This is a genomic window from Achromobacter sp. DMS1, assembly GCF_001270295.1.
Genome location: NZ_LHSJ01000003.1, coordinates 33510 through 55963 on the forward strand (window position 1 = coordinate 33510; position 22454 = coordinate 55963).

Genomic DNA, 22454 nt, shown 5'->3' on the forward strand with positions numbered 1-22454 from the left:
GCGCGCCGTCCTTATTTCAGCCAGACGTTCCAGAAGTGGTTCATGTAGTAAGGCTCGAAGCCCCCGACCTTGCGGGTGTTGATGATCTGCACATTGCCCCGGTCGGCGACCTTGATCATGTAGCCTTCGTCGAGCACGCGCTGTTCGATGGTGAGCCAGGATTTCTTGCGGCCTTCGAGATCCGGGGTCTTGTAGAAGGCGTCGTAGGCGTCATCGAGCACCTTGTCGTTCTTGACGTGCGGAAAGTTGTAGATCATGGTCTGCCACTGCTGGGGCCCGAGAATGGGGTTGGAGCAGAAGCTGGTGGTCGAGACGTTCCAGTTGCCCTTGCCGGTCTGCAGGTTGGAGGCGTTGGTGGTCCAGTCGGTGATGTCGATCTTCACGTTCATTCCGGCGTTCTTGAGCTGCTCGGACAGCACCAGAATGGAGTCGCGCATGTAGTCGTAGTTGTTGTTGGTCTGCAGCACGATGGGCGCGTTCTGGTAGCCCGCCTCCTTGAGCAGCGCCTTCGCCTTGCCAGGGTCGTTCTCGTTATAGCGGCCGTCGGTGGCCTTGCCGCCGTAGTAGGCGCCGTCCGGGTACACCATGGAGTGGTTCTTCCTCGACGCGCCGATGACTTTCATGATGTCGTCCACGTGCACCGCGGTGCGGATGGCCTGGCGCACCTGCGACTTGTCCGTGGGCGGCTGTTGCGAGTTCACGATGAAATACTGCTGGCAGTATGGGTAGACCGTCACTTCCTGCAGGTGCTTCTGCGACTTCAGGCGCGCGGCCAGCTCCGGCGGAATGGTCGAGGTGAACACGGCTTCGCCGGTCTGCATGGCGGCCACGCGCGCATTGGCTTCGGGCACGAAGTTGAAGCGCACCGTATCGACATAGGCGGTGCGCTTGCCGGCGAAGCCGTCGGGCCCGCTGGCGCTGTCGTCGGGCACATAGTCGTCGAAGCGCTGGATCGTCAGGTAGCTGTCCTTGACCCATTGCCCGAGCTTGAAGACGCCCGTGCCGATGACGTCGATGCCGCGCGCGGGCTTGTCCTTCTGTTCGGCGGGCAGGATGACGAACGGGTAGACGGGCGTCTTGAGCACGTCCAAGAACACGGCATTGGGATTCTTCAGCCGAATGACGAAGGTGTCGGGGTCGGGCGTGTCGTAGCCCGCCACATCGTCGAGCACGGATTTGTTCGGGCTTACGCGGGCATAGCGCTCGAACGTGGCCTTTACGTCGGCCGAGGTCATGACCTTGCCGTTGTGAAATTTCACGCCCTTGCGCAACAGGAAAGTGAAGGTCTTCTGGTCGTCGCTGATCTTGATCTCGCGGGCCAGCAAGGGCTTGGTGTTGTAGTGGGAGTCGATGGTCACCAGGCCCTCGAAGAGGTGGTGTATGACTTCCAGGTCGACCATGCTGGCCGCCACCTGCGGGTCCAGCGTGCCCGGGCCGGACAGGCTGGCATACACCAGCGTGCCGCCCTTCCTGGGGATCTCCTCGGCCGCCGCGGCCGTCCACGTCAGGCTCAGCGCCGAGCACAGTGCCGCGGCTGTCAGGATCCGATGGGTTTTCATGATGTTCCCCTTGTGTAGGCTTCCGCCGCGCGGAAGACCGGATGAACGAGGACGAGGACGCCGCGCGTCCCGGCTCAAGGAATTTCGGGCACGTCGAGCGTCTGGCGCGATACGGCGGCCGCATCGACGGCGGCGCGCGAAAACGGCGCCGGCGCCAGCTCGCATCTCGCCCAGAGCGGGTTCTGGTCGCTATAGTGCGGCGCGCCGGGCTCGCCGGCGCTGCCGTGGAATACGATCCAGCGGCTGCGGTCCCAGTCGGACGTGTCGAACACATAGCGCGCCACGGGACCGTAGGTCGCGGGCAGCCCCGAAGTCGGATAGGCGCCATTGGCGTTGACGCAATCTCCGTCGCCGGCCACCGGGTGCGAAGCCGGCGCGGGCAGCGCGCCGGGAAACTGCCTGCCCAGGGGATGGGCGTAGACCGGCTTGTGCGCCTCCCCCCAAGGGCCGGGCCGCAGCCTGGCGGCGGTGCAAGCCAGCGCCTGCGCCATGATCTCGTCCCAGGAACCCCCGCCCAGCAGGCTCGCATCGTCGCGGCGCAGGAGCTCGGGCAGCGTCCACCAGAGCTGGTTGACCGGCGCCACGCCGGGCGCCGCGAGCGTCGCGAACATGTCCGTGGCCGCGCCGTCCAGCCCGGACCTGGCGGCCAGCAGACGGGTCATTTCCTGGCGCACCGCCATATAGACGGTGGGCGCGGCCGCGTCGGGCGTCATGCGGCCGTCCCACTGGCGCAGGGTTTCCTGCAAGGCCCGCGCGGCCTCGTCTTCCACCCGCACGGCAATCAGGCGGGCGACGATTTCCCGCGCCCGGGCGCTGTCCACGTCGCCCAGGATGGACACCATGTCTTCCACGCCGGCGCGCGCCAGCGGCGCCAGACGCTCGGCGATGCGGCGCGCCCGGGTGGAAGGATGGCAGTCGGTGCAGAGATAGTCGCCATGGCCATCGGCGGCGATTCGGTTGTTGGCCGTCACCAGCAGGCCGTCTTCGGGATCCACCTGCCTGGGCATGCGTTCCCAGGGGATGAACCCCCGCCATTCGTGGCGCCCGGTCCACCCGGGCACCGGCAGCCAGCCGTTGAGGCGGTCGCGCTCGGGCACGATGGCGCGCACATTGACGCTGATGTGCCCCGCGGTATCGGCCGAAACCACGCTGTGGTCGATCACGCCCCAGGGCCGGCAGGCCTCGTTGAAGGCATGGACGTCGCGCGCGAGCAGCATCGGCAGCAGGCAATCGAGCGAACGGTCTATCGGGTCGAGCTGCACCGAGCGCAGGGCCACGCCCGTATTGCCGTGCCGGGCGATCACCGGGCCGTGGCGCGTCGTCGTCACCTCGACCTCGACGTCGCTGCCGCCCCGGACGCGGATGCGTTCGACGCGGCGGGACGAAGGCTGCCAGCCCTGCTCCGTTTCGTGCCGGCCGGCGTCGTCGAAGCGTTCGATATACAGGTCGTGGATGTCCGCGAACGCATGCGTGACGCACCAGGCCACCGAATCGGTATGGCAGAAATGCGGAAACGCGGGAACGCCGGGCACCGAGAACCCCAGCGCGTCGAAGGCATCGCAGCTCAGATGGAGCTGCGCATACATGGCGGGGATCTCGAAAATCCGGTGGGGATCGCCGGCCAGCAGCGGCAGGCCGCTGGCCGTGCGCGAGCCCGCGACGGCCCAGTTGTTGGAGCCGGCGATCGTGGCGTCGGGCGGCGCCAGCGCCAGCAGGGCCTCGATGCAGGGTTCCAGATCCTGCAGGCTGGCGATCCAGCGCGGCTCGTCGGCCAGCGCCTGCGAGGCGACCAGCCGCTCCTGCCCGCCGTCATCGTAGCGCAGCCACCGGACGGCTTGCGGCCCGACGGTGCGCAGCGCCGCGGCACGCCAGAGCTTGAACCAGATGCTGCCCATGAGCAGGCCGCGCTGGCGCATCACGGCCACGCAGTGCCAGGGCTCCCAGGGTTCGGGGCGTTCTTCGAGCAGCCGGTACTCCCGGGGCAGGGGCAGTTGCGCCATCGCCGCGTTGACGCCTTGCGTGTAGCAATCGAGCATGCGGCGGGTCTGCCCGGAAAGATGTTCGTAGTCGCGCCGCGAGGCGGCTGCCACGCCCATGCGGCGGGCGAGCGCATCGGCCTCGACCGCCTCGGCCCCCGCCCACTCCGCGTAGCGGCCGACCGCGCGGCGGCGCGCCGCGTCCATCTGCCAGAGGCGGTCTTGCGCATGCACATAGCCATTGGCGTAGAACAGCTCGTCGACACCGCGGGCCCGCACGTGCGGAATTCCCCAACGGTCTCGCAACACTTCCAGGGATGCAGACATCCGGCCTCCTATGCGGCAGCGCCTCGATTCGCAATCACAATATATAATATATCGTGTTACTTCAACCGCCCCGATATCGGTAGTTCTACCTAGATTCCCTAAAATATCGGCCGACGCCACCCGCAAAGACAACATGGCCACCGCAAAACCCTCTGTCGTCCGTTCCAGCCTCACGCACCAGGTCTACCGCACCCTGCGCGACCGGCTGATGTCCGGGCGCTTCCAGCCCGGGCAGCGGCTGAAGATCGGCGAACTGGCCGCCGACCTCAACGTCAGCGAAACGCCGGTGCGCGAAGCCATTCTGCTGCTCACCAACGATGGCGCCATCGAAATGAAGGCGGGCTACTACTTCCTCACGCGCCGCCTGTCGCTGGCCGAGTACATGGAAATCCGCCGGCTGCGCCTGATGCTCGAGCCGGTGGCCGCGGTCGAGGCCCTGCCCCATGTCGACGAGGCTTTCATCGCCGAGCTCGAGCACATCCACGCCACGCTGATCCGCGCCGAGAAGGTGAAAGACTATCCGCAGGCGGTGCAATCCAACTTCGATTTCCATTTCGCCCTCTATCGCCGTTCGGGCATGAGCCAGCTCACCGACATTCTCGAGCGGCTGTGGATCCAGGCCGGCCCGCTCCTGAATTACCTTTATCCGCACGGGCATCCCACCTATCGCGGCGAGCACCAGCACCAGCGCATCATCACGGCCCTCAAGCAGGGCGACGCCAATGCGCTCGCGACGGCCGTCGAGCAGGACCTGATCGAGGGCGGCGAGAGGTTCGTCGCCTATCTCGAAACCATCGACGGCACCGAGCCCGAACCCATCAAGAAGTCCTCGACGAAATCGGTGCGCCGCAAGCCGCGCGGCTGAACGTTTTGCATCGCGCCCGCGGCAAAGGCTTTACCCTGCGTCAAAACATCATATATCATGTATCGTGTTCACGCCCGGCCCCTGCAACGCAACGACAGGAAAAAAAATGACCGCCACCTCCATGGTAGTAACTCCTGGCAGTAGCAGTGTTCTCGAAGACGCGCGGCTGCGCAGCCGCGCCGAAAAGGTGATTCCAGGCGGCATGTACGGCCACTTGAACGCCAGGCTGTTGCCGCCGGGGTATCCGCAATACTTCGCGCGGGCGCAGGGATGCCGGGTGTGGGATGTCGACGGCAGGGAGTTCGTCGATTTCATGTGCAGCTGGGGTCCCGTCATCGCGGGGCACCGGCATCCGGCCGTGGAAGAAGCGGCGCGCCGCCAGGCCCTGCAGGGCGACTGCATGAACGGGCCCACCGCCCGCCTGGTCGAGCTGTCCGAGCGCATGGTCGCGCTGCTGCCGCACGCGGACTGGGCGCTTTTCCAGAAGAACGGCACCGACGCCACCACCGCGGCGCTGACCATTGCGCGCGCCGGCACCGGCAAGCGCAAGATCCTGCTGGCCCGCGGCGCCTATCACGGCGCGGTGCCCTGGTGCAGCCCTTCCCTGGCCGGCGTCACCGCCGAAGACCGCGCCCACCTCATCTACTTCCGGTATAACGACGTCGAGAGCCTGGAGACGGCCGCGCGCGAAGCGGGCGACGACCTGGCCGCCATCCTGGTGTCGGCCTTCCGCCATGACCTCGGCCAGCCCCAGGAACTCAAGGGATTCTCGGTGGCTCAGAAGCTGGACAAGCTCGGCATGCGCGGCAGCCACACCGGCGAACTGGTGTTCGAGGACTGCGAGGTGCCGGAAGAAAACGTCCTGGGCCAGGTCAACGGCGGCGTGAAGGTGCTGATGAGCGGGCTGGACTATGAGCGCGCCGTGCTGTCGGGCGGCCCGGTGGGCATCATGCAGGCCGTGATGGACGTGGTGGTGCCCTACATCCACGACCGCAAGCAGTTCGGCCAGCCCATCGGCGAATTCCAGCTCATCCAGGGCAAGGTGGCCGACCTTTACACCACGCTGCAGGCCAGCCGCGCCTTCTGCTACCAGGTGGGCAAGAACCTGGACCGCCTGGGCAGCGGGCACGTGCGCCAGGTGCGCAAGGACTGCGCCGCCCTCATTCTGTACACCGCCGAGAAAGCCACGTGGATGGCCGGCGAAGGCGTGCAGATCCTGGGCGGCAACGGCTACATCAACGAATATCCCGTGGGCCGCCTGTGGCGCGACGCCAAGCTGTACGAGATCGGCGCGGGCACCAGCGAGATCCGCCGCATGCTGATCGGCCGCGAGCTGTTCAACGAAACCGCCTGACGCCTTCGCCATGATCCGCACGTCCGACATCCAGCACATCGAGCAGGCGCCCGTGCCGGGCCCCTCGCCGCTGGAGGTCGCGCGCCTCATCCTGGCGGGCTTCGACCGCCACTACGCGCTGTTCCGCTACAGCGCGCAGCGCGCCAAGGCGCTCTTCGAATCGGGCGACTGGCACGGCATCCAGCATCTCTCGCGCGAGCGCATCGAGTACTACGACATGCGCGTGCGCGAGTGCGCGGGGCAGCTCGAAGGCTTTCTGCGCCGCGGTCCGGAAAGCCGCTCGGCCAACGGCTCCGACGCCCTGTCGCCGGCCCAGACCGCCTTCTGGCAGGACGTGAAGCAGGAATACGTGGGCCTGCTGGCCGAGCACCGCCAGCCGGAGTGCGCGGAAACGTTCTTCAATTCGGTGTCGTGCCGCATCCTGCACCGGGACTACTTCCACAACGATTTTCTCTTCGTGCGGCCGGCCGTGGCCACCGACTACCTGGACAGCCGCATCCCCTCGTACCGCGTGTACTACCCCGTGACGGAGGGCTTGCAGAAAAGCCTGGTCCGCATGGTGGCGGACTTCGGGCTGGCGCTGCCGTTCGAGGACCTGCCGCGCGACGCGCGGCTGCTCGCGCGCGCCGCCGTGCGCCAGTTGCGCGCGCAGCTTCCGCGCCACGTCGGGCGCCGCATCGCCAGCGACTGCCAGGTCCACGCGCTGGGCTCGCTGTTCTTCCGCAACAAGGGCGCCTATATCGTGGGGCGGCTCATCAACCAGGGCACGGCGTACCCCTTTGCCGTGGCCCTCACGCGCAATCCGGCCGGCCAGGTGCGCCTGGACGCCCTGCTGCTGGGCGCGGACGACCTGAGCACGCTGTTCAGCTTCACGCGCGCCTATTTCCTGGTGGACATGGAAACCCCCGCCGCGGTGGTGAATTTCCTGTCCAGCCTGCTGCCGCGCAAGCCCAAGGCCGAGCTCTACACCATGATCGGCCTGCAGAAACAGGGCAAGACGCTCTTCTACCGAGATTTCCTGCACCACCTGGCGCATTCGCGCGACGCCTTCGACGTCGCGCCGGGGATCAAGGGCATGGTGATGTGCGTGTTCACGCTGCCGTCCTATCCCTACGTGTTCAAGCTCATCAAGGACCGCATCGACAAAGACTGCATGGACCACGCCACGGTGCGCCGCAAGTACCAGATGGTGAAGCTGCACGACCGCGTGGGCCGCATGGCCGACACCTGGGAGTATTCCCAAGTGGCGCTGCCGCGCGCCCGCTTCGCGCCCGGACTGCTCGACGAGCTGCGGCGGCTGGTGCCCAGCCTGATCGAGGAGACGGCCGACACCGTGGTCCTGCGCCACGTCTACATCGAACGTCGGATGACGCCGCTCAACCTCTATCTGCGGCAGGCCCCGGACGCGCTGCTGGAGCCGGCCGTGCGCGAATACGGGGACGCCATCCGCCAGCTGGCGGCGGCCAACATCTTCCCCGGCGACATGCTGTACAAGAATTTCGGGGTCACGCGCCTGGGACGCGTCGTGTTTTATGACTACGACGAAATACAGCGCATGACCGAAATGAACTTCCGGCGCATTCCGCCCGCGCCCAACGAAGAAGCGGAGCTGGCCTCCGAACCCTGGTACGCCATCGGCCCGAACGATGTGTTTCCCGAGGAGTTCGGGCGCTTCCTGCTGGGCGACGCGCGGGTGCGCGACGCCTTCATGCGTCACCATGCCGATCTGCTGGAACCCGAATGGTGGCAAGCCTGCCGCGAGCGCGTGGCGCAAGGGCGGATCGAGGAATTTTTCCCTTACGATACAGACAGGCGCCTGCGCCCCGAGCCTCTCGCGGGCGCGGCTTCTTCTTAACCGGCGCTGTCCCGATCCTCACAGGAGCAAGAGTCATGTCAGATCCCATCGTTATCGTTTCCGTCGCCCGCACGCCCATGGGCGGCATGCTGGGCAGCCTTTCCGGCCTGGCCGCGCACGAGCTGGGCTCGGTGGCCATCAAGGCCGCGGTCGAGCGCGCGGGCATCAAGCCCGAGCAGGTCGAAGAAGTCATCATGGGCAACGTGCTGCAGGCCGGACAGGGCCAGGCGCCCGCCCGCCAGGCCGCGCTGGGCGCGGGACTGCCCCTGGGCGTGTCTTGCACCACCATCCACAAGGTGTGCGGCTCGGGCCTGAAAGCCGCCATGTTCGGCCACGACCTGCTGGCCGCGGGCAGCGCCAGCGTGGTGGTGGCCGGCGGCCAGGAAAGCATGAGCAACGCGCCGTACCTGCTGCTCAAGGGCCGCCAGGGCTACCGCTACGGCCACAGCACCGTGTACGACCACATGGCCCTCGACGGCCTGGAAGACGCCTACGACCGCGGCAAGGCCATGGGCGTGTTCGCCGAAGACTGCGCGAGCAAGTATGCCTTCACCCGCGAGCAGCAGGACGCCTTCTCGCTCGAATCGCTGCGCCGCGCCCGCGCCGCCACCGAAGACGGCAGCTTCAAATGGGAAATCGCCCCCGTCACCGTGGCCGGCCGCAAGGGCGACACCGTGGTCGACACCGACGAGGCCCCCGCCAAGGCCATGCCGGAGAAGATCCCCACCCTGAAGCCGGCGTTCAAGAAAGACGGCACGGTCACCGCCGCCAACTCGTCTTCCATTTCTGACGGCGCGGCCGCCATGGTGCTGATGCGCGCCTCCACCGCCGAGAAGCTCGGCGTCAAGCCGCTGGCCCGCATCGTGGCCCACAGCCAGCACTCGCAGGAACCGGCGTGGTTCACCACCGCTCCGGTGGGCGCGCTCAAGAACCTGTTCGCCAAGACCGGCTGGAAAGCCGGGGACGTGGACCTCTATGAAATCAACGAGGCCTTCGCCGTGGTGACCATGGCCGCCATGAAAGACTTCAACCTGCCGCACGAGAAGGTCAACATCCACGGCGGCGCCACCGCGCTGGGCCATCCCATCGGCGCTTCGGGCGCGCGCCTCATGGCCACCCTGGTCGGCGCGCTGCGCAAGACCGGCGGCAAGCGTGGCGTGGCCACGCTGTGCATCGGCGGCGGCGAAGCCGTGGCCATGGCCATCGAAATGCTGTAAGCCCCGCGGCGCGCGGCTGCAAGGAGACAGTCGCCGCGCGCCGTTTTCCCCTCCCACCGCAGCCCGGGCGCGCCGCGCCCGGACCGCTCCCATTATTCAAAAACAGCAGGACGGGTGGAACCCCATGCCCATCATCGATTCCCGCATCAATCCGCGGTCGCAGGATTTTTCCGATAACGCGCGCGCCATGCAGGCGCAACTCGACGATCTGAGCCGGCAACTGGCGCAGGCCGCGCAGGGCGGCAGCGAATCCGCGCGCGCCAAGCACGTGGCGCGAGGCAAGCTGCTGCCGCGCGAGCGCGTGGAGCGGCTGATCGATCCGGGCAGCCCGTTCCTGGAGCTGTCGCCCCTGGCCGCGCACGGCATGTACAACGACGAAGCGCCCGGAGCGGGCATCATCACCGGCATCGGCCGCATCGCCGGCACGGAATGCGTCATCGTGTGCAACGATGCCACGGTCAAGGGCGGCACCTACTACCCCATGACCGTCAAGAAGCACCTGCGTGCGCAGGAGATCGCGGCGCAGAACCGCCTGCCCTGCGTGTACCTGGTGGATTCGGGCGGCGCCAACCTGCCCCGCCAGGACGAGGTGTTTCCCGACCGCGACCATTTCGGCCGCATCTTCTACAACCAGGCGCAGATGTCGTCGCAAGGCATCGCGCAGATCGCGGTGGTCATGGGCTCCTGCACCGCCGGCGGCGCCTACGTGCCCGCGATGAGCGACGAGTCCATCATCGTGCGCAACCAGGGCACCATCTTCCTGGGCGGTCCGCCCCTGGTGAAAGCCGCCACGGGCGAGGAAGTCAGCGCCGAAGACCTGGGCGGCGGCGACGTGCACACCCGCCTGTCCGGCGTGGCCGACCACCTGGCCGCCAACGACATGCACGCGCTGCAACTGGCGCGCAACGCGGTGGCGCGGCTCAACCTCAAGAAGCCCCAGCCCCTCGCGCTCAAGCCGGCGCGCGAGCCGCGCTACGATCCGGCCGAACTCGACGGCATCATTCCCGCCGACACCCGCAAGCCCTACGACGTGCGCGAAGTCATCGCGCGCATCGTCGACGGCTCCGAGTTCGACGAATTCAAGGCGCGATTCGGGCCCACCCTGGTCACCGGATTCGCGCACATCCACGGCATGCCCGTGGGCATCGTGGCCAACAACGGCATTCTGTTCTCCGAGTCCGCGCAGAAAGGCGCGCACTTCATCGAACTGTGCGCCCAGCGCAAGATCCCGCTGGTGTTCCTGCAGAACATCACCGGGTTCATGGTGGGGCGCAAATACGAAAACGAAGGCATCGCGCGCCACGGCGCGAAGATGGTCACCGCTGTGGCCACCGCCGCCGTGCCCAAGTTCACCGTCCTCATCGGCGGCTCCTTCGGCGCGGGCAATTACGGCATGTGCGGCCGCGCCTATTCGCCGCGCATGCTGTTCATGTGGCCCAATGCCCGCATCTCGGTCATGGGCGGCGAACAGGCCGCCAGCGTGCTGGCCACCGTCAAGCGCGACGGCATCGAAGCCCGCGGCGGCCAGTGGCCGGCCGAAGAAGAGGAAGCGTTCAAGGCCCCCATCCGCGCGCAGTACGAGCGCGAAGGCCACCCCTACTACGCCACCGCCCGCCTCTGGGACGACGGCATCATCGCCCCCGCCGACACGCGCCGCGTGCTCGGCCTGGCGCTGTCGGCGGCGCTCAATGCTCCGATCGAGGACACGCGGTTCGGGGTATTCCGCATGTAGAGGAAGACCCACTCCCTGTGCGCTGCGCGCCCCCCTCAAGCGGGCGACGCCGGCGGACCGGCAAAGCCGGGTCCGCGGCGTCCCGGATGGACCGGCGCAAGAGGGGCGATGGGGCTGTTTGGAAGAGTGTTTGGAACGAGTTTCTGCCTGGATGACGCCATGTTCGATACCCTGCTGATTGCCAACCGCGGCGAAATCGCCTGCCGCGTCGCCGCTACCGCCCGCCGCCTCGGCATCCGCACCGTCGCCGTGTATTCCGACGCCGACGCCGACGCCCGGCACGTCGCCGCCTGCGACGAAGCCGTGCACATCGGCGGCGCCGAGCCGCGCGCGAGCTACCTGCGCGCCGACGCCATCCTGCAAGCCGCGCGCGACACCGGCGCGCAAGCCATCCACCCCGGCTACGGCTTCCTGTCGGAAAACGAGGCCTTCGCCCAGGCCGCCGCCGAAGCCGGCATCGTCTTCGTGGGCCCGCCGGCCTCGGCCATTGCCGCCATGGGCAGCAAATCGGCCGCCAAGGCCCTCATGGAAAAAGCCGGCGTGCCGCTGGTGCCCGGCTACCACGGCGACAACCAGGACCCGCAATTCCTCAAGTCGCAGGCCGACGCCATCGGCTACCCCGTACTCATCAAGGCCAGCGCGGGCGGCGGCGGCAAGGGCATGCGCGTGGTGGAAACCCCCGCCGCTTTCCTCGACGCGCTCGCCTCCTGCCAGCGCGAGGCCGCCTCCAGCTTCGGCGACGACCGCGTGCTCATCGAGCGCTACCTGCAGAAGCCGCGCCACATCGAAATCCAGGTGTTCGCGGACACGCACGGCAACTGCGTGTACCTGTTCGAGCGCGACTGCTCCGTACAGCGCCGCCACCAGAAGGTCATCGAGGAAGCGCCCGCCCCCGGCATGACCGAAGAACGCCGCCGCGCCATGGGCGAAGCCGCCGTGGCCGCCGCGCGCGCGGTCGGCTATGTGGGCGCGGGCACGGTGGAGTTCATCGCCGAGCCCGACGGCCGCTTCTACTTCATGGAAATGAACACGCGGCTGCAGGTGGAGCACCCGGTAACGGAAATGATCACCGGGCTGGACCTGGTGGAATGGCAGTTGCGCGTGGCCGCCGGCGAGCCCCTGCCGGCGCGCCAGCAGGATCTGCGCATCCATGGCCACGCCATCGAGGCCCGCCTCTACGCCGAGAACCCCGAAAAGGGTTTCCTGCCTTCCATCGGCACGCTGGCGCACCTGCGCCTGCCCCCGCACACCGCCTTCACCAACGGCGACATCCGGGTGGACGGCGGCGTGCGCGCGGGCGACACCATCACGCCGTACTACGACCCCATGATCGCCAAGCTCATCGTGTGGGGCGCGGACCGCGGCCAGGCCCGCGCCCGCATGGTGCAGGCGCTGGCCGACACGCAGGTCGTGGGCGTGCAGACCAACGTGGCCTTTCTGTCCCGCCTCATGCGCGACGAAGCCTTCGCCACGGCCGACCTGGACACCGGCCTCATCGAGCGGCGGCGCGCCACGCTGCTGCCCGAGCCCCGGCCGGCCGGCGCCCTGGAACTGGCGCTGGCCTCGGCCGCGGTGCTGGCCGCCGAAGGCCTGCCGCAGCCGCAGACGCGGCACGCCGGCGACCCCTGGGACGCGCGCGACGGCTGGCGCCTGGGCGGGCGCTACACGCGCCGCCTGCAATGGGTGGACAACGGCGCCAGCCGCGACGTGCAAATCGCCCGCGACGGCGCGCAATGGACGATCGACGCCGGCGACGGGCCGCGGGCCTTCCACTGGCAGGCGCACGACGGCGCGCTGCGCATCACGCTGGACGGACGCGAAGCCGGCGGCAACGTCGCGCTGCACGCCGGCCGCGCCTACGTCTTCGGCGCAGACGGCGCCCACACGCTCGAGCTCTACGACCCGCTGCAGCATTCCGAAGACGCCCAGGCCGACCACGGCGGCGGCCTGACCGCGCCCATGCCGGGCAAGATCATCTCCATCTCCGTCAAGGCGGGCGACGCCGTGGAGAAAGGCCAGCCGCTGCTGGTGATGGAAGCCATGAAGATGGAGCACACCATCTCCGCCCCCGCCGACGGCAAGGTCGCCGAGATCTTCTACGCCGTGGGCGACCAGGTGGCCGAAGGCGCGGAACTGGTGGCCATCGAATAGCGCCGCGCGGCGCACCGGCGGCCCAGGAAAAGGGCCGCCGACGCCGCTTTAGCTGGGCGTCAGCCCCCTCGCCTAGAATCCGGGTTCGCCCTCCGGCCCGCGCGACCATGCCCAGCCCCGATTCGACCAACCCGCTCGCCCGCCCCGCGTTCCTGCACTTCCTGACCGCCCGCGTGGGCGCGTCCCTGGCGTTCCAGATCGTGTCCGTGGCCGTGGGCTGGCAGGTCTATGCGCTGTCCGGCGAGGCGCTGGACCTCGGCCTGATCGGCCTGGCGCAGTTCCTGCCCATGGCGGCGCTCACCCTTATCGTCGGCCACGTGGCCGACCGCTACGACCGCCGCCGCATCGTCGCCCTCTGCATGGCCGTCGAAACCCTGGCCACCCTGCTGCTGGCGCTGGCGGCCTTCGAAGGCTTCGGCGGCAAGCCGCTGATCTACGCCACCCTCATCGCCATGAGCTCGGCCCGCGCGTTCGAATCGCCCACCCTGTCCACGCTGATTCCCGCCGTCGTGCCGCGCGCCTGGCTGCCGCGGGCCACGGCGCTGTCTTCCTCGGGCGGCCAGATCGCCCAGATCGCCGGCCCCGCGCTCGGCGGCCTGGGCTATGGCCTCGGGCCTGTCTGGGTGTACGGCCTGGCTTCGCTGCTGTACCTGGCGTCCTGCGTCTGCATCGCCTCGCTGCGCATCGAACGCGCCCCGCCGCGCAAGGAACCCACCACCGCGCGCACCCTGCTGGCCGGCATTACCTTCATCTTCCAGCGCCGGCTGCTGCTGGGCACGCTGTCGCTGGACCTCTTCGCCGTGCTGCTGGGCGGCGCCACCGCGCTGCTGCCCATCTTCGCCAAGGACATCCTGCACGCCGGCCCCTGGGCCCTGGGCGCGCTGCGCGCCGCGCCCGCCTGCGGCGCGGCCCTTATGTCCCTCACCCTGGCCCGGCTCAGCCTGGGCATGCAGGTCGGCCGCCTGCTGTTCGGCGCCCTCGCCGTCTTCGGCATGGCCACCATCGTCTTCGGCCTGTCGCGCTCCATTCCCCTGTCCGTCGCCGCGCTGGCCGTGCTGGGCGCGGCCGACGCCATCAGCGTGGTGGTGCGCTCCTCGCTGGTGCAGCTCAACACCCCGGACCACATGCTGGGCCGGGTAAGCGCCGTCAACACCCTGTTCATCGGCGCCTCGAACCAGCTGGGCGAATTCGAGTCCGGCCTCACCGCCGCGCTCTTCGGCGCCGTGCCCGCCGTGGTCATCGGCGGGCTGGGCACTCTTGCCGTGGCGGGGCTGTGGATGTGGTGGTTTCCGGAGCTGCGCAAGCTGCGCAGCCTGCAGGGGTAGACCCGCCGGGCGCGTCAGCGTTCCAGCCCCGCCTTCTTCGCCTGGCTGGCGATGGCGATCATGACGCCGATGCGGCGCAGCGGATCGGGCGGCAGCCAGTTGGGCTTCTCGAACGCCTCCAGGTCGTCCAGCATGGGACTGCGCCGGCCCGCGATCTGCTCGGCCAGCAGCTTGCCGTGGATCGTGCCCTTGATGACGCCCGCGCCGTTGCAACCCACGGCGGCATAGAGCCCGGGCCGGACGCGGCCGACGAAAGACGCGCCGTTGCCGGTGAGCGCCGTGGAACCGCTCCACACATACTCGAAATCGTGCGCGGCCAGTTCCGGATAGCGGCGCCGGAAGGAATCGCGCAGCAGCTGCGCCATGCGCTCCAGCGGCTGCTCGGCCTCGTAGGAATAGGCGCTGCGCACCATGAAGCGGCCGCCGCGGATGCGCCGCAGCGTGGTGCCCAGGCGGTTGGCGGGGATCACGCCCCACTGGTCGCGCTGCCCGAGCAGGGCCTGTTGCGCCGCGTCCAGCACCGGCGTGACGCCGGCATAGGTGTAGATGGTGACGAGTCGGCTGCGCAGAAAGCCCAGCTTGCGCGCGAATGCGTTATTGGCCAGGATCAGGTTGTCGGCGGTGAACTCGCCGCTGGCGCTGCGCACGGTGTAGGGGCCCGAGCCGCCGACGGCCAGCACCGGGTTGTTCTCCATCAGCCACACGTTCTGCGGCAGCGTGTCGGCCAGTCCGCGGATGAGGGCCGCGGGCTGCACGAACACATTGTTCATGGAGTGATAGCCGAATTGGTAATAGCGCGTGCCCAACCGCTCGTGCATGGCCTCGCGGTCGAGCTCCGTGTAAGCCACGCCCCACTCCCGGTACTGCGCCAGCGACGCGCGCAGGTTGCGGCAGCCCAGCTCGGTGGCGGCGGCATGGTACTTGCCCGCCACATCCCAGCCGCAATCGAACCCGCCCCGTTCGGCCAGCTCGGCCAGCCAGTCCAGCCCGGCCTGGTACATGGCGATCTGCTTGCGCGCGATCTGCAGCGGGCTGTGATGCCCGCCCATGCGGGTATTGTGCGGCAGGTTGATGAGAAAACCGGAGTTGCGGCCGGCGGAGCCCTCGCCCGCGGAGGCGGCGTCCAGCACCAGGATGGGCTCCCGCGGCTGCAGCTCCGCCAGCCTGCGCGCGGCCGCCAGGCCGGTGTAGCCGGCGCCGATCACCACGTGCCTGAAGCGCGTGTGCGGCGGCGGCGCGGTGCGCGGCGCGCGCGCGGGCAGCATGGCGTTCCAGCCGGAGCCGCTTTGATAGAGAGGATAAGTCCGCGATTGCCCTGGAGGGTGAGACATGATGATGGTTCAGTGTTGCGGTTGGCGAATCATTGGTCCGCGCGCGCCTGCAGGCTGCGCATGACTTCGTTCTGCACGATGCTCCAGATCTGCGACTTGAGCTCGATGTAGCGCGGCGAAAGCTGCACGTCGGCATTGCGCGGAAACGGCAGGTCGTTGGGAATGTCGCAAGCCACGCGGCCCGGCCGCGCGCTCATGATGACCATGCGGTTGGACAGCAGCAGCGCCTCGTCGATGGAGTGCGTGATGAAGACAATGGTCTTGCCCGCGCGCTCGTAGATGCGCGTCAGCTCTTCCTGCAGCACCTGCCGCGTCATGGCGTCCAGCGCCGCGAACGGCTCGTCGAGCAGGATGACGTCCGGATCGTTGGCCAGCACACGCGCAATGGACACGCGCTGGCGCATGCCGCCGGACAGCGCCTTGGGATAGGCGTCCTCGAAGCCCTTCAGGCCCACCATCTCGATGAACTTCTGCGCCGTCGCGCGCCGCTCGGCGGCAGAAACGCCCTTGAGCTTCAGCCCGAAGGCCACGTTCTCGGCCACCGTCAGCCAGGGAAACAGCGCGTATTGCTGAAACACCATGCCGCAATGCGGGTCCACGTCGCGCACCTCGCGGCCGTTGACCACGATGCGGCCCGCGCTGGGACGCTCGAATCCCGTGATCAGGTTCAGCAGCGTGGACTTGCCGCAGCCCGACGCGCCCAACACCACCAGGAACTCGCCGCGCTTCACTTGCAGGTCCACGCCCTGCAAGGCATGGAAAGACCCGAAGGACTTGGAAATGCCTTCGATGGAGATCATCGTGTCGTTTGCAGCCTTGCTGCCCGCACCGTTTACCGCGACCATGCCAGCACCCTGTTTTCAATGATTCGGAACACCACGTCGGTTATCAGCACCGTGATGCTGATCAGCGCCATGCCCAGCACCACCGTGTCGGTCTGGAAGAACTCCTTGCCGTTCATGATGAGAAAGCCCAGGCCCTCCTTGGCGGCCACGAGTTCCGCGGAGATCACGCAGGTCCACGACAGCCCCAGGATCACCTTGAAGCCGCTGAAGATCTGCGGCAGGCTGGCCGGCAGGATGACCATGCGCATCACCTGCGCGCCGCTCGCGCCCAGGTTGCGCGCCGCGCGGATCAGCAGCGGGTCGATGTTGCGCGTGGCCTCGATCACATACAGCAGCGCCGGCGCGAAGGTGCCCATGAACACGATGCTGTACTTCTGCGTCTCGGTAATGCCGAACCACAGCAGCGACAGCGGAATCCAGCTCATCGACGGCAGCGGACGCAGGAACGACAAAATGGGGTCGAAGGCCGCGCGGGCGCGCGGCGACGTCCCCAGGAAAATCCCCAGCGGAATCGCCAGCGCCGTGGCGGCGGCGAAACCCACCATGACCCGGCGCGCGGACGCCAGGATGTGATCCATCAACGAGCCCTGCTCCCACATGCCCGTCATGCGGGCGAACACGGAAGAGGGCGGAGGCAGAAACAGCGGATCCACCCATTGCAGGCGGCACGCGGCCTCCCAGAATAGCAGCAGCGCGATCACGGACACGCTGCTGATCAGCATCAGGTCCGGGCGGCGCTGGCGAGTCGGCGCATTCATCATTCAATCGATCCAGGCGTAAGCGGGGCGGACGCGCGGCGTCCGCCGCCGTGCCGGCAGGGCCGGCGGCATTTCGTAAACGGGGAAAGCGGAAAAACGCGGTGCAAGCGGCGGCTGCAGGCTACAGATAGGCCGGATCGACCCACTCGCGCACCGGCGGCGCCTTGTCGATCTGCCCGTAGCGCACCATCATCTCGGCCAACTTCTGCAGGCCGTCGATGTACTTGCCGCCCGGGTCCAACAGCGAGCGCTGCTCCGCCGCGCCGTACCAGTCCGCGCCCTTCACCATCTCCAGCTGGTCCGCCGGCGCCAGCTTGGTCAGCGCCACCAGCGGCGTCACCGCGCTGTCGGGCTGAGAGCGCAACTGCTCGTTGGCGCGAAAATACGCCTTCAGAAAACCCTTGACCGCCTCGGGATGCTTGTCCAGGAACGCCCGGCGCGCCACCAGCACATCCGGCCCCGGCGTCACGCCGTACTCCTTGTAGAGCGAGAACTGCGTATCATCGGCCAGCACCCGCGCGCCCGACATGCCGCGCACCGCGTTGAACTGCGGCGTCCATGCCGCCGCCGCGTCGATCTGGCCCGACTGGAACGCGGCCGGAATCTCCGGCGCCGGCACATTCAGCACCGTCACGTCCTTGTCCGCCTTCAGCCCCGACTGCTCCAGCAGGTTCAGCACCAGCAGGTGCGCGCTGGACGCGAAGGTCACGCCGACCTTCTTGCCCTTCAGGTCCTGCAGGCTGTTGGCTCCTTCGCGCACGATCAGCCCTTCCACGCGCCCGAAATTCTCCGGCACCCCGACGATGGCGAAATGCCGCGAACCGCGCGCCATCACCGCCAGCGCCGCCGGCGCGGCCGTGACCGCCATGTCGATATTGCCCGACAGCAGCGCGCTCACCCGCGCCGACGTCGTGCCGAACGATTCCCAACCCACCTCCAGGCCCTCGCCCTTGAAATAGCCCGCCTGCATCGCCAGCCATGCCGGATAATGCCCCAGCCACGCCGACCCGCCGTAGCGCACCGACTGCGCGCCCGCGGCCCACACGCGGCCGGCCAGCGGCAGCGCCCAGCGCCGCGCCCTTGATGAAACCTCGTCTCGTCTCCCGCACGTCTCTCTCCTTTTTTGCCGTCTGGCCGCCCCGACACGGACGCGGCTCCTGGGAATGGCTCTTCAACACAAGCGCATCTGCCGCCCCAGCCACGGCAGGTGCGCACTCATCTGCGGAAAAATCTCCATCGCCAGCGCCTGGCGGCCGAACTGCCAGAACATCTCCGCCATCTCCTGGAACTCGCCCTGCCGCGACACCTGGTGCAGCGTGCGCGCCAGGCCGGGCCCCGGGAGCGGCAGCACCGCCACCTGGTCCAGCCACGAGCGCCCCTGCAGCAGGCACAGCGGCGTCGTCAGCGCCCAGCCCAGATTCGCCGCGATCATCGCCATCACCACGTCGCTGGTATCGATCTCCAGGAACGGCGGCGCGGTCACGCTCGCGCGGCGCAGATGGCGCTCGATCATCGCCCCGAAATGCGACCGCCGGCTGAAGCGGATGAACGGCGCCGCCTGCGCCAGCTGGCGCAGATCCATGCGCGCGAACTCGTCCACGCGCGCCGTGGGCACCGCCAGCACGAACGGCTCCGTCAGGATTGCGCGGCGCTCCAGCCCGTCCACATCCTCCAGCGCGTCCGTGGTCACGATGATGTCCACCTGCCGGTTCAGCAGCGCCTGCGCCTGCCCGTACGCCAGCCCCGACCACACCAGCACCTGGCTCGCGCTCTGCGTCAGCCGCTTCACGATCGCCGGCCCCGTCGTCGCCGCGAACGAATCGATCATCCCGATCCGGATCGCCGGCCGGTTCATCAGGTCCGCCTCGCGCACCTGTGCGATCAGCCGGTCCACATCGTCCACGATCTGCCGCGACTGCCGCTGCAGCGTCACCCCCGCCGGCGTCAGCCGGTACGGCCGCCGCGAGCGGTCCAGCACCTTCATGCCCAGCGTGGCCTCGATCTGCGACATCGTCTGCGACACCGCCGACTGCGTAATCCCCAGCGCCTGCGCCGCCGCCGACAGGCTGTCGGCCGACGCCACCGCCGCGAAAATGCGCAGCATGCGGATATCCAGGTCCGAATCGTTCTTCAGCGCACCCATGCTGTCTCCTATGAGAAATGCTAAGAATGCCGGGATTTATCGTCAAAAAATCCTGGATGTTTAAGCAAATCTAATAGTGAGCATTAGCGCGGATGAAATCGGGCCGGGATTCCGCCCCTCGGGCGCCCCGATCGCCGCAGGACGCCCGTGATAGAGTCGAACGTCCCGCTCATCGCGTCTCCATCATGTCGACACGCATCGAAACCGGATCGCCCCGCCCGGAAAGCCCGCAGCCCGGCCCGGACGCCCCCGCCGCGCAGCCGGCACACCCCCCGGCCATCGACCCGGCGCGCACCGCCCTGCTGGTCATGCATTACCAGACCGACATCATGGCCCTGTTCCCGTCGGCGGCGCCCACCCTGCTCGCCAACACGCGCAAGCTGTGCGACGCCGCGCGGCGCAAAGGCGTCGGCGTTTACTTCGTCAAAATCCACTTCAGCCCCGGGTACCCCGAAGTCAGCCCGCTCAACCGCAACGGGCTGGGCATCAAGCGAATGGGGCTTTTCGTCCACGACCAGCTCTCCCCCGAACTCGGCCGGCGCCCCGGCGAACCCCTCATCCTCGCCCACCGCGCCAGCGTCTTCTTCGGCACCGGCCTGGAGCTGCGCCTCTCCGCCCAAGGCATCGACACCCTGCTCATGGCCGGCATCGCCTCCACCGGCGTCGTGCTGTCGTCGGTGGCGTATGCGAGCGACGCGGATTACCGGCTGTTCACGGTCAAGGATTGCTGCTATGACCCGGATCCGGTCGTGCATGAGCGTCTGTTCTCGACGGCGTTCGAGTCCCGGACGGTGGTGGTGTCGTTGGAGGAGGCGTTGGAGTTGCTTGGGTAAGAAGGCGCGGCGGAAATCGCGGGCAGACCGCATCCGGTGCGCAAGGGATAGCCGCATTGGATTGATGCCACTGCCAGCCAGACGGCAGACTCGCAGCGCACAATGCGTTGCCAGCTCAGTTTCATATGCGGATTGGCTGCCAGCCAGAACGGCTCAATGCCAAAAACGCCCATTATTCGGCTCTGCAACGTCCCCTTTCACCCCGCCACCTCCCGATACCAATCCAAAAAACTGCAAAGCGCCACATCCCCGCGGCCGTTCCGCGCTAGGATGAATGCGTGTCCTTTCAAGGAATACGATCATGGCTCCCATCTCGCAAAAACCGCTTGCCCTCAAGTCGGTTCGCCCCAATGTCATGGAGGTCGAGTACGGCGCATTTCGTGGTTATGTGGACGTTATCGACCACACTCAGCAAACGACCGTGTGCAGAACGCATTTCTGCCGCACGATCTGGCCATCGCGGGAGATGGCGGAACAGCAGGCGATGGAACTTGCCCGCGGGTTCCAGGACGCGCGCGGGTCCGGCGCGTCGAGGGCCGCGTTGCTGACGGCGGGGCTGAGCGACGCGGCGGCTGGCCGCAAGCCGCTGGAGTTCGTGCCGATCAGCCTGGTCAAGCGGCCCACGGCGCCGGTGGGCAAGCGGCATCTGCGTCTGGTTGCTTGAGCGTCCCGCCCGCCCAAGGCATTGCGGCGGAGACGCCGCACGCGGCGGGCTGAAGCGTTGCAGTGGCCGGCCATGGGCGACATGCGCCCGTGGCCGACGGCTAGCGCAGCGTGCCGACGCGGACCTGCCGCGCGCCGCAGGCCCGCACCAGCTCCGCATCGTGGCTGGCGAATAACACGACGCGGTCCTGCGCCCAGGTCTTGAACAGTCCGGCCAGCACGGCGCGGCTTTGCGCGTCGAATCCGTTGCTGGGTCCGTCCGCGACGACCACGGCCGGGCTGCCCAGGGCCGCGGCGGTCAGGTAGACCTTGCGGCGCGTGCCGGTGGACATCTGCTCGAAGCGCTTGTCCAGGTGCGGTTCCAGGCCCAGAGCGCGGGCCAGGTCCAGCACGGCGTCGTCCAGGGCGGCGTGCTTTTCCGCGGCGACCTGTTCCAACAGCCCGCGCCCGGTCTGGGAGGGGAAGGCGAGGCAATTGTCGGGCACGTAGGCCAGGCGGGCCTTGGCCTGCTGCGGCGCGTGGATGAGGGAATGTCCGTCGATCCAGACGTCTCCGCTGTCCGGGGCGAGCGCGCCCGCGATGATGGCGAGCAGGCTGGATTTGCCGGTGCTGTCTTCTTCGCACAGCGCCATGCATCCGGGCTGGAAGGTATGCGTCAGTCCCTGGAAGACGAGATGGTCGCCGTAGCGTTTGCCGAGATTGTCGATGCGTAGCATGCCGCGAGTGTACGCATGAACGCGATGGGCGGCCAGATGCCATTGCGCTTCCGGCGGGCCGCCTGAACCCCGCCGCCTCGCCGGCGCCCGACTTTCGCCAGGCAAAATTTTGCTGCGGCGCAACTTTACCTGCCTGGCGGGGCTTTCTATCTTGTTCCCGTGTTCGGCTTTCCAGGCAACCCCTCGCCATGTCGTTGCAGGACTCACCCGCCATTTCCGCTACGAAGAAGGCTTGCCGCGTACTGGCGAGCCTGTCGGACCGGCGCATCCACAGACTGACGGACATTGCGCAGCATGCCGGCCTGGACATATCGACGGCGCTGCGGATTCTGAAGGACATGGAGGTAGAGGGTTTCGTGGAGCGAGACCCGGTGAGCAAGCACTATATGCTCGGGCCGCAAGTGTATGCGATGCACCATGCCATGGTGAACGGCCTCGATCTGCGCGGGCTGGCCCGGTCGGCGCTGATACGGTTGGCGCGGCGCTTCGGGGATACGGTGATCCTGTCCGTGCCCATCGGCTGGGAGTCGGTGTGCGTGGATCTGTGCTTCGGCGACTATCCCATCCGCGCGAACTATCTGGAGGTGGGCAGCCGCCGCCCGCTGGGCGTGGGCGCGGGCAGCCTGGCGCTGCTTTCGGCGCTGGAAGAGGAAGAGGCCGAGGCGCTGCTGCCGCTGGTGCGACGAGYTGAGGCGCGTCTCCCGGGAAGAAAGCAGGCGGCCTGCGGGCCGCTTTTTTCTTTATTACCAATAGCAGTTAAGACATTCGATATTTATCGTTGGGATTCATATAACGAATTGTTAG

General features: G+C 67.9%; 17 protein-coding genes and 2 pseudogenes. 11 read left to right on the top strand and 8 right to left on the bottom strand.

Going from position 1 to position 22454, the window contains the following annotated elements:
- Positions 1 to 11 precede the first annotated feature (11 nt).
- Entirely contained in the window at positions 12 to 1559 is a 1548-nt protein-coding gene (locus AD428_RS00835) for an ABC transporter substrate-binding protein (RefSeq protein WP_200907967.1), read from the bottom strand.
- Between the two features lie 74 nt (positions 1560 to 1633).
- Positions 1634 to 3862 carry a penicillin acylase family protein gene (locus AD428_RS00840; RefSeq protein WP_053243783.1) on the bottom strand — a complete coding sequence of 743 codons (2229 nt, stop codon included), beginning with the start codon at positions 3860 to 3862 and terminating at the stop codon, positions 1634 to 1636.
- A 133-nt stretch (positions 3863 to 3995) separates the two neighbouring features.
- Between AD428_RS00840 and AD428_RS00845 the strand changes: the two genes are divergently transcribed.
- The 8 genes and pseudogenes from AD428_RS00845 (at position 3996) to AD428_RS00875 (ending at position 14361) form a co-directional block, all read left to right on the top strand.
- Positions 3996 to 4727, top strand: coding sequence for a GntR family transcriptional regulator (locus AD428_RS00845; RefSeq protein ID WP_053243784.1), 732 nt, complete (start codon positions 3996 to 3998; stop codon positions 4725 to 4727).
- 202 nt (positions 4728 to 4929) lie between these two features.
- Positions 4930 to 5304 (top strand): annotated as a pseudogene (locus tag AD428_RS28710) (aminotransferase class III-fold pyridoxal phosphate-dependent enzyme); the annotation flags it as partial.
- A 183-nt stretch (positions 5305 to 5487) separates the two neighbouring features.
- Positions 5488 to 6081 (top strand): annotated as a pseudogene (locus AD428_RS27325) (acyl-CoA dehydrogenase family protein); the annotation flags it as partial.
- 10 nt (positions 6082 to 6091) lie between these two features.
- Entirely contained in the window at positions 6092 to 7936 is a 1845-nt protein-coding gene (gene aceK, locus AD428_RS00855; RefSeq protein WP_053243785.1) for a bifunctional isocitrate dehydrogenase kinase/phosphatase, read from the top strand.
- A 35-nt stretch (positions 7937 to 7971) separates the two neighbouring features.
- A complete protein-coding gene (locus AD428_RS00860) occupies positions 7972 to 9153 on the top strand; it encodes an acetyl-CoA C-acetyltransferase (RefSeq protein WP_053243786.1) in 1182 nt (393 codons plus the stop codon).
- Between the two features lie 124 nt (positions 9154 to 9277).
- Positions 9278 to 10885 (top strand): carboxyl transferase domain-containing protein, encoded by a 1608-nt coding sequence (locus tag AD428_RS00865; RefSeq protein ID WP_053243787.1) that lies wholly within the window; start codon positions 9278 to 9280, stop codon positions 10883 to 10885.
- Positions 10886 to 11044: 159 nt separating this feature from the next.
- Complete coding sequence (locus AD428_RS00870) at positions 11045 to 13036, top strand: acetyl/propionyl/methylcrotonyl-CoA carboxylase subunit alpha (protein ID WP_053243788.1); 1992 nt, start codon at positions 11045 to 11047, stop codon at positions 13034 to 13036.
- Positions 13037 to 13143: 107 nt separating this feature from the next.
- Positions 13144 to 14361 (top strand): MFS transporter, encoded by a 1218-nt coding sequence (locus tag AD428_RS00875; RefSeq protein WP_053243789.1) that lies wholly within the window; start codon positions 13144 to 13146, stop codon positions 14359 to 14361.
- Positions 14362 to 14375: 14 nt separating this feature from the next.
- Here the strand turns inward: AD428_RS00875 and AD428_RS00880 are convergent, their stop codons facing one another.
- From AD428_RS00880 to AD428_RS00900, 5 genes are all read right to left on the bottom strand, one after another.
- Complete coding sequence (locus tag AD428_RS00880; RefSeq protein WP_053243790.1) at positions 14376 to 15692, bottom strand: NAD(P)/FAD-dependent oxidoreductase; 1317 nt, start codon at positions 15690 to 15692, stop codon at positions 14376 to 14378.
- Positions 15693 to 15721: 29 nt separating this feature from the next.
- Positions 15722 to 16492 (bottom strand): ABC transporter ATP-binding protein, encoded by a 771-nt coding sequence (locus AD428_RS00885; RefSeq protein WP_053243791.1) that lies wholly within the window; start codon positions 16490 to 16492, stop codon positions 15722 to 15724.
- A 32-nt stretch (positions 16493 to 16524) separates the two neighbouring features.
- Positions 16525 to 17295 (bottom strand): ABC transporter permease, encoded by a 771-nt coding sequence (locus AD428_RS00890; RefSeq protein WP_053243801.1) that lies wholly within the window; start codon positions 17293 to 17295, stop codon positions 16525 to 16527.
- A gap of 121 nt (positions 17296 to 17416) precedes the next feature.
- Positions 17417 to 18340: an aliphatic sulfonate ABC transporter substrate-binding protein gene (locus tag AD428_RS00895; RefSeq protein ID WP_235488693.1), complete on the bottom strand. Its 924-nt coding sequence runs from the start codon at positions 18338 to 18340 to the stop codon at positions 17417 to 17419.
- A 126-nt stretch (positions 18341 to 18466) separates the two neighbouring features.
- A complete protein-coding gene (locus tag AD428_RS00900) occupies positions 18467 to 19438 on the bottom strand; it encodes a LysR family transcriptional regulator (protein ID WP_053243793.1) in 972 nt (323 codons plus the stop codon).
- Between the two features lie 185 nt (positions 19439 to 19623).
- Between AD428_RS00900 and AD428_RS00905 the strand changes: the two genes are divergently transcribed.
- Positions 19624 to 20271: an isochorismatase family cysteine hydrolase gene (locus AD428_RS00905; protein WP_082308195.1), complete on the top strand. Its 648-nt coding sequence runs from the start codon at positions 19624 to 19626 to the stop codon at positions 20269 to 20271.
- Positions 20272 to 20572: 301 nt separating this feature from the next.
- Positions 20573 to 20935: a hypothetical protein gene (locus AD428_RS00910; protein WP_053243794.1), complete on the top strand. Its 363-nt coding sequence runs from the start codon at positions 20573 to 20575 to the stop codon at positions 20933 to 20935.
- A gap of 100 nt (positions 20936 to 21035) precedes the next feature.
- Here the strand turns inward: AD428_RS00910 and AD428_RS00915 are convergent, their stop codons facing one another.
- On the bottom strand, positions 21036 to 21650 hold the full coding sequence (locus AD428_RS00915; RefSeq protein WP_053243795.1) for an ABC transporter ATP-binding protein: 615 nt from the start codon (positions 21648 to 21650) through the stop codon (positions 21036 to 21038).
- A gap of 188 nt (positions 21651 to 21838) precedes the next feature.
- Between AD428_RS00915 and AD428_RS00920 the strand changes: the two genes are divergently transcribed.
- A partial coding sequence (locus AD428_RS00920) for an IclR family transcriptional regulator (protein ID WP_152967945.1) occupies positions 21839 to 22454 on the top strand: 616 nt, incomplete at its 3' end.

What these genes read in the sequence shown, in the direction of transcription:
- AD428_RS00835 (WP_200907967.1), bottom strand. Translation starts at nt 1,559, where the DNA reads ATGAAAACCCATCGGATCCTGACAGCCGCGGCACTGTGCTCGGCGCTG.
- AD428_RS00840 (WP_053243783.1), bottom strand. Translation starts at nt 3,862, where the DNA reads ATGTCTGCATCCCTGGAAGTGTTGCGAGACCGTTGGGGAATTCCGCAC.
- AD428_RS00845 (WP_053243784.1), top strand. Translation starts at nt 3,996, where the DNA reads ATGGCCACCGCAAAACCCTCTGTCGTCCGTTCCAGCCTCACGCACCAG.
- aceK (WP_053243785.1), top strand. Translation starts at nt 6,092, where the DNA reads ATGATCCGCACGTCCGACATCCAGCACATCGAGCAGGCGCCCGTGCCG.
- AD428_RS00860 (WP_053243786.1), top strand. Translation starts at nt 7,972, where the DNA reads ATGTCAGATCCCATCGTTATCGTTTCCGTCGCCCGCACGCCCATGGGC.
- AD428_RS00865 (WP_053243787.1), top strand. Translation starts at nt 9,278, where the DNA reads ATGCCCATCATCGATTCCCGCATCAATCCGCGGTCGCAGGATTTTTCC.
- AD428_RS00870 (WP_053243788.1), top strand. Translation starts at nt 11,045, where the DNA reads ATGTTCGATACCCTGCTGATTGCCAACCGCGGCGAAATCGCCTGCCGC.
- AD428_RS00875 (WP_053243789.1), top strand. Translation starts at nt 13,144, where the DNA reads ATGCCCAGCCCCGATTCGACCAACCCGCTCGCCCGCCCCGCGTTCCTG.
- AD428_RS00880 (WP_053243790.1), bottom strand. Translation starts at nt 15,692, where the DNA reads ATGTCTCACCCTCCAGGGCAATCGCGGACTTATCCTCTCTATCAAAGC.
- AD428_RS00885 (WP_053243791.1), bottom strand. Translation starts at nt 16,492, where the DNA reads ATGATCTCCATCGAAGGCATTTCCAAGTCCTTCGGGTCTTTCCATGCC.
- AD428_RS00890 (WP_053243801.1), bottom strand. Translation starts at nt 17,295, where the DNA reads ATGAATGCGCCGACTCGCCAGCGCCGCCCGGACCTGATGCTGATCAGC.
- AD428_RS00900 (WP_053243793.1), bottom strand. Translation starts at nt 19,438, where the DNA reads ATGGGTGCGCTGAAGAACGATTCGGACCTGGATATCCGCATGCTGCGC.
- AD428_RS00905 (WP_082308195.1), top strand. Translation starts at nt 19,624, where the DNA reads ATGTCGACACGCATCGAAACCGGATCGCCCCGCCCGGAAAGCCCGCAG.
- AD428_RS00910 (WP_053243794.1), top strand. Translation starts at nt 20,573, where the DNA reads ATGGCTCCCATCTCGCAAAAACCGCTTGCCCTCAAGTCGGTTCGCCCC.
- AD428_RS00915 (WP_053243795.1), bottom strand. Translation starts at nt 21,650, where the DNA reads ATGCTACGCATCGACAATCTCGGCAAACGCTACGGCGACCATCTCGTC.